Source organism: Bacillus sp. FSL H7-0578 (assembly GCF_038630855.1).
Taxonomy (GTDB): Bacteria; Bacillota; Bacilli; order Bacillales; family Bacillaceae; genus Bacillus; species Bacillus safensis.
The window spans coordinates 3,598,766-3,612,463 of sequence record NZ_CP152045.1 but is presented as its reverse complement, the minus strand read 5'-3'; the positions used below and the strand labels follow the sequence as shown (position 1 = coordinate 3,612,463).

At 36.1% G+C, this 13,698-nt stretch carries 13 protein-coding genes and 1 other annotated feature (1 of these 14 running past the window's edge); all 13 genes read left to right on the top strand.

The window, feature by feature from the left end; translation table 11 throughout:
• Nucleotides 1–50, top strand: a binding site (T-box leader) (it extends 221 nt beyond the left edge of the window).
• Nucleotides 51–160: 110 nt separating this feature from the next.
• The 13 genes from MHB41_RS18555 (at nt 161) to MHB41_RS18495 (ending at nt 13,634) form a co-directional block, all read left to right on the top strand.
• Nucleotides 161–1,021 carry an S-adenosyl-l-methionine hydroxide adenosyltransferase family protein gene (locus MHB41_RS18555; protein WP_024427616.1) on the top strand — a complete coding sequence of 287 codons (861 nt, stop codon included), beginning with the start codon at nt 161–163 and terminating at the stop codon, nt 1,019–1,021.
• Nucleotides 1,022–1,035: 14 nt separating this feature from the next.
• Nucleotides 1,036–1,593 carry an ECF-type riboflavin transporter substrate-binding protein gene (locus tag MHB41_RS18550; protein WP_024424020.1) on the top strand — a complete coding sequence of 186 codons (558 nt, stop codon included), beginning with the start codon at nt 1,036–1,038 and terminating at the stop codon, nt 1,591–1,593.
• Nucleotides 1,594–1,612: 19 nt separating this feature from the next.
• Complete coding sequence (locus tag MHB41_RS18545) at nt 1,613–3,328, top strand: ABC transporter ATP-binding protein (protein ID WP_340899611.1); 1,716 nt, start codon at nt 1,613–1,615, stop codon at nt 3,326–3,328.
• Complete coding sequence (locus MHB41_RS18540) at nt 3,319–4,146, top strand: energy-coupling factor transporter transmembrane component T (protein WP_007497370.1); 828 nt, start codon at nt 3,319–3,321, stop codon at nt 4,144–4,146. Before MHB41_RS18545 ends, MHB41_RS18540 begins: the two co-directional genes overlap by 10 nt.
• A 164-nt stretch (nt 4,147–4,310) precedes the next feature.
• Complete coding sequence (locus MHB41_RS18535) at nt 4,311–4,481, top strand: CxxH/CxxC protein (RefSeq protein ID WP_065215011.1); 171 nt, start codon at nt 4,311–4,313, stop codon at nt 4,479–4,481.
• Between the two features lie 80 nt (nt 4,482–4,561).
• Entirely contained in the window at nt 4,562–5,041 is a 480-nt protein-coding gene (gene rlmH, locus MHB41_RS18530; RefSeq protein ID WP_111927717.1) for a 23S rRNA (pseudouridine(1915)-N(3))-methyltransferase RlmH, read from the top strand.
• Between the two features lie 31 nt (nt 5,042–5,072).
• The gene (locus MHB41_RS18525; RefSeq protein WP_340899615.1) at nt 5,073–6,167 is read left to right on the top strand and encodes a hypothetical protein; all 1,095 of its coding nucleotides are present in this window, start codon (nt 5,073–5,075) and stop codon (nt 6,165–6,167) included.
• A 338-nt stretch (nt 6,168–6,505) separates the two neighbouring features.
• Nucleotides 6,506–8,992 carry a BsuBI/PstI family type II restriction endonuclease gene (locus MHB41_RS18520; protein ID WP_340899616.1) on the top strand — a complete coding sequence of 829 codons (2,487 nt, stop codon included), beginning with the start codon at nt 6,506–6,508 and terminating at the stop codon, nt 8,990–8,992.
• A gap of 11 nt (nt 8,993–9,003) precedes the next feature.
• On the top strand, nt 9,004–10,104 hold the full coding sequence (locus tag MHB41_RS18515; protein WP_340899617.1) for a DUF262 domain-containing protein: 1,101 nt from the start codon (nt 9,004–9,006) through the stop codon (nt 10,102–10,104).
• Entirely contained in the window at nt 10,105–10,767 is a 663-nt protein-coding gene (locus MHB41_RS18510) for an MAE_28990/MAE_18760 family HEPN-like nuclease (RefSeq protein ID WP_340899618.1), read from the top strand.
• Between the two features lie 163 nt (nt 10,768–10,930).
• Nucleotides 10,931–11,416: a hypothetical protein gene (locus tag MHB41_RS18505; protein WP_340899621.1), complete on the top strand. Its 486-nt coding sequence runs from the start codon at nt 10,931–10,933 to the stop codon at nt 11,414–11,416.
• Between the two features lie 611 nt (nt 11,417–12,027).
• A complete protein-coding gene (locus MHB41_RS18500) occupies nt 12,028–12,330 on the top strand; it encodes a metalloregulator ArsR/SmtB family transcription factor (RefSeq protein ID WP_098677238.1) in 303 nt (100 codons plus the stop codon).
• A 137-nt stretch (nt 12,331–12,467) separates the two neighbouring features.
• The gene (locus MHB41_RS18495) at nt 12,468–13,634 is read left to right on the top strand and encodes an MFS transporter (protein WP_025093702.1); all 1,167 of its coding nucleotides are present in this window, start codon (nt 12,468–12,470) and stop codon (nt 13,632–13,634) included.
• Nucleotides 13,635–13,698 lie beyond the last annotated feature (64 nt).

Here is a 13,698-nt window from a genome sequence, read left to right as displayed (position 1 = left end):
GCAAACAGTAAATAAAGGTGGTACCACGAGACAAATACCTCGTCCTTATGATTCAAAGATAAGGATGGGGTATTTTTTATTGTCCACTTTTTTCATACAATTGTTCAAATGTTCCACGTGAAACACCACATCCATTTTTTCAAATGAAAGGGAGATTGACATGAGTGAACATGCATTGGTTTTACAATCAGATTTCGGCATTGATGATGGAGCTGTCAGTGCAATGTATGGAGTGGCAAATACGGTCAGCAGCAGCATCCGCATTTTCGATTTAACACACAATATTCCGCAGTATGACATTTGGGAGGCATCTTATCGTCTGCTTCAAACCGTCACATACTGGCCGGAAGAGACGGTATTCGTTTCCGTCGTTGACCCGGGCGTTGGATCAGAGAGAAAAAGTCTTGTCGTCAAAACGACAAGTTCACACTATATTATTACCCCAGATAACGGGACACTCACGCACGTTGCCCAGGATATTGGCATTGTGGAAGCCCGTTATTTAGATGAAACCATTAACCGGCTGCCAAAGTCGGGAAAATCACATACTTTCCATGGGAGAGATATTTACGCTTATACAGGGGCGAGGATTGCATCAGGTGTGATTTCTTTTGAAGAGGTTGGGCCAAAGGCGAATATTGATGATATTATCCATCTTCCAGTCGTACAGGCTTATGCGGAAGAAGATGTGATCACAGGGACGATTGATATTTTAGATGTGAGATTCGGAAACCTATGGACAAACATTCATCACACGCTATTTGAACAGCTTTCAATTAATTATGGGGATGCAATAGAAGTTACCATTGCCAACGGGCCGAAAAATGTGTATAAAAATATCATGACCTATGGACGATCTTTTGCCGACTTAAAGGTAGGCGAACCACTCGTATATGTCAATTCACTCGACCATTTAGGCGTGGCGATCAATCAAGGGTCATTTGCAAAGGCTTATAACATCGGTACAGGCACAGGCTGGCGCCTTTCGATTCGCAAAGCTCCGCGCATTATATACGAATAAGAGGAGGATACATCATGGCAGGAAAACAACTTTCAACGAAAACTGTCGTTGCCATTGGAATTGGCGCAGCCGTCTTTGTGATTCTAGGACGATTCGTCTCCATTCCAACTGGTATTCCGAATACACAAATTGAAACCTCATACGCATTCCTTGCATTAATGGCCGTGCTATTTGGTCCTGTTGCAGGCGCACTGATTGGTTTTATTGGCCATCTCATTAAAGATGCGACCACATTTGGCCCTTGGTGGAGCTGGATTATTGTATCGGGTGTGGTTGGTTTATTGATCGGCTTTATTTCTAACCGTTTAAAAGTAGAAGAGGGAGACTTCGGCTGGAAGAAAATCACGCTCTTTAACGCCGTACAAGCAGGTGCACAGGCATTAGGCTGGTTTATCATTGCTCCTGTACTCGACATTGTGATCTATGCAGAACCTGCGAACAAAGTGTTTGTTCAAGGCATTGTGGCAGGAATTTCAAACATCATCACAGTTGGTGTACTAGGAACCATCATCATTGCAGCTTATGCGAAAACGAGAAGCAAAAGCGGCAGCCTATCGAAAGAAACATCATGAAGCAAGGTGGAACACATAAATGAAGAAACCGATGATTCAATTCGAACATTTCGGATTCAAGTATCGCAGTCAGGCAGAACCAACATTAAAGGATATCAACCTGACCATCTATGAAGGAGAAAAAGTTCTCATCGCAGGCCCGTCTGGATCGGGAAAAAGCACACTAGCCCATTGTATCAATGGGCTAGTTCCTGCGTCTTATAAAGGTTCTATGGAAGGAAGTCTTCACATCGGCGGGAAAAATGCAGAGAAAGAGAACATTTTCTCCCTCTCACAGCTTGTCGGAACGGTGCTTCAGGACCCTGATGGACAATTCATCGGGCTGACCGTTGGAGAAGATATCGCGTTCACGCTTGAAAATGATCAAGTCACACGCGAAGAAATGAACACACGTGTCGAGGAAGCTGCCAGATTAACAGAGGTAGACGGCAAGCTGGCATCGTCCGTGCATGAGCTGTCAGGCGGACAAAAACAACGTGTCGCCATTGCGGGCGTACTTGTCAATGATGTCGACATTCTGCTGTTTGATGAACCACTTGCAAGCCTAGACCCCGCAACAGGTAAAGAAGTCATCGACCTCATTGATCGGCTGCAAAAACAAACGAAAAAAACCATCGTGATGGTTGAGCACCGATTAGAGGACGTCCTCTTCCGTCATGTGGACCGCATTATCGTTGTCAATGAAGGAACGATTGTAGCGGATATGACACCAGATGAATTGCTCGCCTCAAACGTATTAGAAGCGGCGTATTTACGTGAGCCTTTATATGTAAAGGCGATGAAATATGCAGGCATACCGGTCGCGCCAGGAGATCAAATCGCTGATTTACAGCGTCTCACCTTAGACGACGAGGCAAAAGAGAAAATCGAGCAATGGATGGAAGCATCTGAGCCATCAGTAGAGCAGATTGCAGCACAGGATTTACTAGAAGTGCGCGAGCTGTGCTTTGACTATCCAACAAGACCAAACACGCTGAGCAACATCTCTTTTACCGTCAAAAAAGGAGAAATGATCAGCATCGCAGGAGCCAATGGAGCAGGCAAGACAACATTGTCTAAGGTGCTTTGTGCATTTGAAAAGCCAACGAAAGGGTCAATTCTTTTAAATGGTGATGACATCACAGGAGATACGATCAAACAGCGCTCCGAACGAATCGGTGTTGTTATGCAAAACCCCAATCAAATGATTTCAAAACAAATGATCTTTGATGAGGTGGCACTCGGGCTCGTTTTAAGAGGCGTAAAGGAAGAAGAGATCAAAGAACGGGTGGAGCGGGTCCTGAAAGTGTGCGGGCTGTACCCATTTCGGAAGTGGCCGGTCTCAGCCCTCAGCTTTGGACAGAAAAAACGCGTCACCATCGCGTCAATTCTTGTATTAGAACCAGAAATCCTCATCTTAGATGAACCAACAGCAGGACAGGATTTTAAACATTACACAGAGATGATGACGTTTTTAGAGCAATTAAACCAGCAGGGTGTCACGATTTTCATGATCACCCATGATATGCACTTGATGCTCGAATACACAACAAGAACCATTGTCATTTCAGATGGAGAAAAAATCGCAGATGATACACCAGCCAAAGTGCTGACAGATCAGCTGCTTGTCCAAAAGGCGAGCTTAAAGGAAACATCGCTGTATGAACTGGCGCTGAAAGCTGATTGGCCGAATCCAAATGAACTCGTAGATCGCTTCATTGAGGTTGACAGAAAGGAACGAATGACATGGCTGTAGACATGCTGTCCTATATCGATCGCCCGTCACCGATTCACCGATTGACAGGTGCAACCAAACTCATTTGCTTTATCCTCTGGTCATCCGCAGCGATGCTCACGTATGATACAGGCGTTTTAGTGTTTATGCTAGTTGCTAGTATCGTGTTCTTTCAATTGTCTAACGTGCGATTTCGTGATATTTCCTTCGTGGTGATCGTCCTGGCGATTTTCCTAGTGATCAATAACATCGCCATTTACATCTTTGCGCCCCAGCAAGGTGTCGCCATCTACGGAGCAAAGCACGAGCTGTTTCATATTGCAGGCTGGTACAATGTCACACTTGAACAGCTTTTCTATCAATTGAACATTACGCTAAAATATGTGACCGTGATGCCAGCAGCGCTTTTATTTATTGTGACAACAAATCCAAGTGAATTTGCCTCATCCCTCAGCCGAATTGGGGTCAGCTACCGGATTTCGTATGCTGTAGCGATTGCTCTTCGCTATATACCAGATATTCAGCGGGATTTTCGCACGATTGCGATTTCTCAGCAAGCAAGAGGCATTGATTTATCGAAGAATGAAAAATTGGGGAAACGAATCAAAAATGCACTGTCGATTGTCATGCCGCTGATTTTCTCCAGCTTGGAGCGGATCGAAACGATCAGCAATGCGATGGAGCTGCGGGGGTTTGGGAAACATAAAAAGCGTACATGGTTTACGGCAAAAGACTTTCAAAAAGCAGATTATGCTGCGTTATTGTTTGTTGGTGTGGTGCTGATCGTGTCGTTAGTGATTACATTTGTTAGAGGAACGAGATTTTATAATCCGTTTTGATAGAAGGAAGCCTTCACAGGAGTGGAGGCTTTTTTATTTGGTTTGTGGATAAAAGGTGTGGGAAATGGTAAAAGACTATTAACATGTGAATAAATCGGTTATATTGGACAATGAGCGAAACACTTGTGAATAACCAGAGAACCTATTGGAGGAATCAGAAACTTATGAACAAAACATTTTATGCGTGTGCAGAACACATAGAAACCGTATTAGACATGTACATAGATGATCATGAAACGCCGCCGGAATTCAGAAAAATCGAACATACACACAGTTTATCCACAACCTGTGAATTGTGCGATGAACCTGCAATATATATAGTGGGGAACGAATGATCGGACACAAAATACACAAATTTTATCCACAATTGTTGATAACTTATATGAATAACTTGTTCTTAAGGTGGGGATGACCTGTGAATATATCAATTATCACAGTAGGAAAATTAAAAGAGAAATATTTAAAGCAAGGCATAGCCGAATACACAAAACGATTACAAGCTTACGCAAAAATCGAGATCATTGAGCTCGCGGACGAAAAAGCACCCGAGAATCTCAGCGATCAAGACATGAAAATCATCAAAGACAAAGAAGGCGAACGCATCCTAAGCAAAATCAACCCAGACGCCCACGTCATCGCCCTCGCCATCGAAGGAAAAATGAAAACTTCCGAAGAATTAGCCGATACAATAGATAAGCTGGCAACATACGGAAAAAGCAAAGTATGTTTCGTCATAGGCGGATCCCTTGGCTTAAGCGACGCCGTCATGCAGCGCGCAAATGAGAAACTGTCATTTTCGAAAATGACGTTCCCGCATCAGTTGATGAGGCTGGTGTTGGTGGAGCAGGTTTATCGTGCGTTTCGGATTGTGCGGGGGGAGCCTTATCATAAGTAATTGAAGAGTATGAAATTAATGAGGTGTTAATTTGAGAAATAAAGAAGATTTTTACGTTGATATTAAAAAGAGAGCCTTGGCTATTTACGAACAGTATCAATTTATTATGAAAGAAATTTCAAAGAATGAAACCAACATCTGTAAATATAAACTGAATTTTCACCTTGAGGAAGATTTAAGTTTAGGTGGAAAAGCATGGTCTGAAGAATTTACTGATAATATTATAATAAATAAAGGTGTTATAGATAATTTTTTTGATTATTTTTATAGTATTACAAAGATGAGAAGTGACCTTTTAATAAAACAACTACATTTAAAGAATGAGGAGGTCACTGATGATTTATCTTACGAAATGGTTAAATTTGATGATAACGGAAAAGCTAATGTTTTTGATAGTAAAGTTATAGATATTAAATTAGCTGGATTGCTTACTATATTTGTATCAAGGTTTATAATAACTCATGAATTAGGACATTTACTTAATGGACATTGCGAATTCCTAAATTCAAAAGATAAAAATTCCATACAATTTATTTCGATGTTTGAAAAAAATAACAATAAAAAATCACGAAGTATCTCTCCATTAGACTTAAGAACTTTAGAAATGGATGCAGATGCTTTTGCTGCCACAGATAATTTTAGAAATTTAATATTACTTTACGACCTTTTTGAAGAAAGGATAGATAGTGACTTAAATATTAAACCGATTGAGCTATTTTATTGGTGGTCATTTGCGATAAGAAGCAATTTTTTAATCACGCAAAGAATTTTAAAAGATGAAGAATATGAAGTCGATAAAACTCATTTACCAAGTGTAGCACGCTGGATTCTAATAATAGGGTCAATTTTAGATAGTATAGAAAATGATATATATAAGATAAATTATAGGGATGGAGACAGTAAAGAGAAATTATTACAATCTTTAATGAGTGGGTTTAGTTATGCTGAGAAGTGCTATAATGAAAGTTTTTATACAAATTATAATTGTATAGAAGAAACTATTAATAGTGAAGATTACAAACAATTTGTAACATCAACTCAAAAAAACTGGGAAAAACTCCGTAATGAATTGGATATATTCTCAAGATTACCTCTCTTCATAAATAATGTGCATAAATATGGATAAACACTTGTTATCTATTGAAGGAAAGCAGATGTATAGTCTATACTTAATTAATAATAACACAATATCAAAGATAATCTTTTTATAAGAAAATTATAGATTTTATTCTAAATTTACTATTTTTATCAATTTAAGAGTAAGTTAAATTACATTTTAGTTATACGAATTATAAAATATTATGAATTTGTAATTCGTTGAAATAATTGAAATTCCACTTCGAATTTTTATGTTATAAATACAAAATTTGTAGGACAAGATATTAATGACGAAAGGTGGGATACAATATTGAAATTACTATAATGCTGTTCTAACTGCAAAAAATCATACAAGGTGTGTTCATTATGGATGAAATCATGGTATATATTGAAAATCTAACAAGTGAAGTTAACTTGTCTCTTTCTTCATCAGAAAAAAAAGAAAAAGGTCAATATTTTACTTCTAGCTCTATAGCAACTTTTATAGCTTCTAACGTTAATATTAAAAAGGATAAGTTACGAGTGTTAGATCCTGGTAGTGGATTAGGAGCATTGAGTGGGGCTTTAATTCAAAGAATTATCACTCAGAGAATAAGAGTAGATATTGATTTAGTGTTATACGAAAAAGATAAGAAAGTAACTCCACATTTAAGATCAGTTATGGAATTATGTAAAAAAAGGATGCATGAATGTGGCAATGAATTTGAATATACAATCCTAGAAGAGGATTTTATTCTTGATAATAGACTTACGGTTGAAAATGACTTATTTAATGAATCATTGAATTATGAAAAATATGATGTAATCATTAGTAATCCTCCATACTACAAAGTTAAGAAAGACCACGTATATTCAAGGATTTTAGCAGATTATATACATGGTCAACCTAATGTGTATTTCATGTTTATGATTATTGCGTCAAAACTTTTAATTAACGAAGGACAACTTATATTTATTACTCCACGTAGTTATTGTTCAGGAGCCTACTTTGAAAGGTTCCGCACAAAATTTTTTGATGATATTGATCCAGATCACTTTCATCTATTCAATAAACGTAAAGGTAATTTCAAGGGTGAAAGTGTACTTCAAGAAAGTATAATTTTGAGTGGTTTCAAACGTGATAGAAGGCCTCTGTTTATAACAATAAGTTCATCGGATGATTTAAATATAATTGATAGTTATCAGCATCAGTCTTTTGAAAAAGAATTAATTATTGACTCATCGGATCAAATTAATCTTATACGTCTTCCTATAAATGAAGAAGACGAGGAGATTCTCCGCATGTTTGATAGTTGGAATAATAATCTTACATTAATGGACATGGAAATTTCCACAGGCCGTGTAGTTACATTCAGAAATAAAGATAATATCGAGGAATACAATCCTAAAAGAAATCATCCTTTAATCTTTATGCAGCATTTGAAAAATCAAAAAGTGCATTTCCCTTCCGATAATGGTAAAGATTTAGGTGTTAAGGATAGTGGATATAATGTTCTGGTTCCATCAAAAAACTATGTGTTATTGAAACGGTTTACTTCTAAAGAACAGACTAAACGTATAGTTTGTGCAACTTATCTTAAAAAGCATTATGATTACAAATTTTTAGGGATTGAAAATCACTTGAATTATATACACAAATATAATGACGGTTTAAGTGAGGAAGAGGCTATGGGAATTTGTGCTTTTTTAAACTCTTCTTATGTAGATAAATTCTTTCGTATAATTAATGGTAATACTCAAGTCAATGCTTCTGATATTAGACCGTTACCTTTTCCTAACTACGAATTTATATTGGAAATAGGTAGAAAAATTCTTGAGGAAGAAATAAAATACAGTGACATAGATTCTCTAATAAAGGAAACGTATGAAGGTGAGAAAATGGGAAAAGCAGATATATCTGAAAAAGGAAATAAAAATAAAGAACAACAAGCTATACAAGCATTAAAAGATTTAGGTTTACCTGTTAAGCAGCAGAATACTCGCTCAGCATTAACATTATTGGCTCTATTAGGAGTAAAAGAGGAAGATTCGTGGGAAGATGCAGGTAAGTATCACTTAAGAATTGTAGACATCATGGAGTTTATGGCTAATCAGTATGGTAAGGTTTATGCACCCAATAGTCGCGAAACTATCAGAAGACAAACAATTCATCAATTTGAACAAGCGAGAATTATTGATCGAAATCCCGATGATCCCACACGCCCTACTAATAGTGGAAATACTGTATATGCAGTAACCGATGAATTTCTTCACCTTATTAAATCATATAATACAGAAAAGTGGGCAGAGAATTTATCTGTATTTAAAAATCAATTTTCTACACTGATCGATAGATATAAAAAGACAAAAGAGATCCACAGGGTTCCAGTGAAAATTTCTAGAAATAATACTTTATACCTGTCATCAGGAGAACATAATATACTACAAAAACATATTGTAGAAGATTTTGCTGCAATTTTTGCTCCTGGATCAGAACTGTTGTATGTAGGAGATACCAGTAACAAAAAGTTGTACTTAGATGAGCAAAGATTGGAACAATTAAATATCCCCACATTATTACATGATAAGCTACCAGATGTTGTCTTGTATTCTCAATCTAAAGATTGGATATATCTTATTGAAGCCGTTACTTCTCATGGTCCTATTTCTAACAAAAGGGTTTACGAATTGGAAAAAATATTGGAAAACTGTAAATCTGGTCGTATATATGTTACTGCTTTTCCTGATATGTCTGTTTTTAAAAAGTATGCAACAGATATTGCCTGGGAGACAGAGGTATGGTTTGCTGATAATCCAGAGCATATGATGCATTTAAATGGTGACAGATTTTTTGGACCTAGAAACAATAATTAAGGGGTGACAATATGACTCTTAAAGATGAGATAGAAAAAAAATCAAAAGAGATTCAAACGGATAGTTATTCTATGTCTATCGGTGAGCTAATAAATATGTACAAGGACAACGAACTACAAGTTCAACCTGATTTCCAAAGATTTTTTAGATGGAATGATAATCAAAAGACTAGATTAATTGAATCAATATTATTGGGTATTCCTATTCCACCTATTTTTGTAGCACAAGGAGAAGGTGGAATCTGGGATGTGATAGATGGGCTTCAGAGACTGTCTACAATATTAGAGTTTGTAGGTGTCTTAAAAAATGAAGATGGTATTCTAGAACCTCCCAATGTGTTAGGAAAAACTAAGTTTCTCCCATCACTTGAAGGGAAAATGTGGAACAATACTGAAGTATCAGAGAACTCTTTTACAAGTGAACAAAGAATAGACTTTAAAAGAGCAAAGTTGGATATAAATATTATAAAACGTAGCAGTGATGCAGATGCTAAGTATGAGTTATTTCAAAGATTGAATACAGGTGGAACAGCTTTAAGTCCTCAAGAGATTCGAAATTGTTTAATGATTATGTTAGACAAAGAGTTTTATGAATGGGTAACGGGTTTAAAAGAGGATGAGAACTTTAAAACTTGTTTACCTCTTACAGAAAAGCAAGCTTCACAACAAGAGTATATGGAATATGTTATTAGATTCTTAGTATACAGACATTGTGATGTTACCTTAATAAACGGTCAAGATGATATCGGAGAATATCTTACCGAACAAATGATTGAGATTATTGAAGATAGCACTTTTGATAGAGAGTTAGAAGGAAAAGTATTTAAAGAGACTTTCAGTTATTTGAACAGTTTATTAGCTGATGATGTATTTAAGAAATATGATATAAACAAACAAAAATTTGTAGGACCATTATTAATTGGATCTTTCGAGCTTTTAATTACAAGTATTAGTGATAAACTTGAACATATTAAAGCTAAACCAGATGCAGATGTTATAGAGATATTAAAAGGCATTTATGAAAAAGAAGAATTTGCTCAAGCAACAAGACCAGGTACCAAACCTCTAAATAGATTCAAAAAAATGGTTGACTTCGGTAGGAAAATTTTCTAAATGACGGAATCTAAATTGGAGAAACTTCAAGATGAGTTAAATAAGAATATATTTTGGAGGAAACAAGAACTTACTATGTTGCAGAGCCAGATACAGAGTTCTAATGGGGCAATGTTAAAAATCTTACTTAGGTCAGGAATAACCTTGCTATATGCTCATTGGGAAGGGTATATAAAAATGGCAGCTAGAGATTATTTGAAATATTTAAATGGTCTAGAATATAGACTAGTAGATTTAAAACAAAATTTTGTTGTCTTACATCATAAAAAAGCTATTATAGACGCAAGATCCTCGAATAACACAACTAAATTTGGTTTGTTATTTGAAAAAATAACAAACGAAGAGCAAATTTTTAAAGTTAAGGAAAAAGATAAAGCTATTATTACAACGGAGAGTAATCTTAAGTATGAAGTATTAGAAGAGATACTTTATAGTTTAGCGCTTCCAAAACAAAATTTTGAGTTGAAAAAAGCATTTATAAATCAAAAACTATTAGAGCGGAGAAACAAGATTTCACATGGAGAATATCTTGAATTATATAAAGATAATGAACAGGATGCTAAAAATGAATTCAAAGAATTATACCATATTGTTCTCGAACTAATGGATGAATTCAAAGAAGAAATTATAGAAGCTGGTCGTAATAAAGCCTATTTAAAATAAGTTTGAGATTCAATATAAACTCAAGCTGATACTTAATGCAAAAAGAAAACATTTATCAATTAAAAATATACTTATCTTTCTTACATTAAAAGTTAATTTTTTAGAATAGATATTTATATCTTAATAAAAAATCTAATGCGCAATATTAGAAAGCAGGCACACCATGCACACAATCAAAAAAATAGAACAAACCTTCTCCTACATCACACCAGTATCACTCACCGACCGCCCCATCCTAGGCATGGTCGAAGGCACTAACAAAACATTAATGATCGATGCTGGTAACTCAGAAGATCATGCGACTGATTCAGTGATCGTGTATGTGAAAGAAGAGAAAATTCTGTTTCTTGGTGATTGTATTTATCCGAAAATGTATGCCGAAAAAGTCCATTATACGGTGAAAGAAACATTGCGTCTTTTAGAGGAGTTAGAAGCTTTTGATGCCGATACGTATATTCCTTCATACCAAAGACCGTGGACAAAAGAGGAGTTTTGTCAGGAAAGAAATAAGCTTCGAATGATTGCGAAATTCACTGGTCTATGTGGTGGAGATCACCAGAGAATCGGGAGTGAATATCAAGCACATGTGAACAGAGAATTGAAAGAAGATGAATTAGAAACCATTGTTTACTTTGTAAATGGTTATTAAATAATCACTAAAAAAGTCTCATTTGAGTGATTTCCCTCAAACGGGACTTTTTTTGCATCACGGATTGTGACAGACTTATTTTTGGCATTGATAATAAAAACAATCCCAAGTAGGCTTAATTTTCAGATCGTTGTTTTCGTCCAGCAAAATCAAATCGCTTCATGCAATTGATGGTTCTAAAATGACAATTTTTCATTGTTTCTCCTTTCATTATCACTTATATTGCAATTATAACTTGAGTGTTTGATGAGCAATTTCTAATTTAAATGTAGTTCTAGAGGTCTTCCAACATAAAATAATATTTTAAGAACCTTGGTAGAGATTGGTCTCCACCAAGGTTTTTGAATAACCTCATTAAAAGGCATCACGGTGAGCCATCATAAGTTAGTGAGGGGTGAGATGGCTAAATTTAGCTGTACAAGCAGCAAAAAAGTACTCTAATCCTTTTCCATCAAACATCTCCATTGCACCAGAATAGAAGATATAACCACCCCGCATAAAACCATGATTAAGCCTAAAGCGAAGAGAAATTACCTAGGAAAACAGAAAGTTGTAAGGGCTCTCAAACAACACACGTTGACATATCGTTATTTATCGATATAATGGTTTGTATGGAGCCAATAGAAGTTTTTAAAGCCTTATCCAATGAATCAAGATTGCAAATTTTACAATGGCTAAAGGAACCTGATCGTCATTTTACACCCCATGAAGGGATTGATATGAATACTACAGGGGTATGTGTTAGTCAAATAACAGATAAATTGAAAATGACGCAATCAACAGCATCTCAATATCTCTCAATTTTACTACGAGCTGGATTAATTACGACAGAGCGTATAGGTAAATACACGTATTATAAAAGAGATGAAAATGCCATAAAAAAAATTGCTAAGATTTTAGAACAAAATATTTAATAAATGAACTGAATTCATACATCAGAATTCAGTTTCATTTATTAAATACAAATCGACTTATCGTAATATGTTTTTTTGTCCATACATATTAACAATTCTAGATATGTAAATGTATTATATATAAGGAGTGATCTACATTGTCAAACACTGTAAAGATTTACATTTTAGCTATTGTAAGTTTTTTAGTTGGTACATCAGAGTATATCATCTCTGGTATTTTGGATAATATTTCTGAATCATTAGGGATTACGATAGCTGCAGCTGGCCAGTTAATTACGATTTTTTCTCTTGTGTATGCCATCTTCACCCCAGTATTAATGGCTTTAACATCGGGAATGAATAAACGCAAGTTAATGTTATTTTCACTTAGCGTTTTTATTCTAGGTAATATTCTGGCATTCGTCCTCCCTGGGTATCAATTATTTATTGTGTCAAGAATTATTATGGCTCTTGGAGCGGGGATGGTCGTAGTTACTGCATTAACAATTGCTGAAAAAATTGCACCAAAAGGTAAGCAAGGTACCGCTATTGCTACAGTAGTAATGGGATTTACAGCATCATTGATCATTGGAGTCCCACTGGGGAGAATGACTAGTGATTTCTTTGGTTGGAAAGCTGTATTTGGAGGAATAGCCTTACTCGGATTATTAGCCATGGTGATCATTTCTCTTACGATTCCAAAAATCCAAGGGGATAAACCTGTACCTTTAATTCAACAACTCGCTCTTTTTAAAAAACCAAAAGTAGTGTTGGGATTAGCCATCACCTTTTTCTGGCTTGGTGGTTATTCAATTGCCTATACCTATTTATCCCCTTACCTTTTAAATATATCGGGTGTAAGCAGCAAATTGCTGAGTGGAGTTCTCCTCGTATTCGGGATTGCTAGTCTAGTTGGGTCAAAGTTTGGTGGATTTAGTACCGATCGCTGGGGTGTGAATTTTACGCTGATTAGTGGAATGACATTACATGTCATCATGCTCATATTGCTCTCACTAGTTACGCATTCTTATGTTGGAGTATTGCTCATTTTAATATTATGGTCATTTGCTGCATGGTCTTCTGGCCCGACTCAACAATACCACTTAGCTACAATGGAGCCAGAGTCATCAGGTATACTATTAGGTCTCAATCAGTCAATGATGCAATTGGCGATGGCCGCAGGTGCAGCTATTGGAGGTATCTTTGTAGAGAGGGTTTCTCTATCTTCCGTTACTTGGGCAGGTGCTTTAGGCGTTGCAATCGCGATCATTGTAACAATATTGGCTTCGCGTGCTACTTCGAGTAATGAAATTCGATATACTTAAACAGTAGAACGATGGGAAAAAACGTGATTCAATTTAAAAAATAATGACAGAAAGTAGGAAGCAC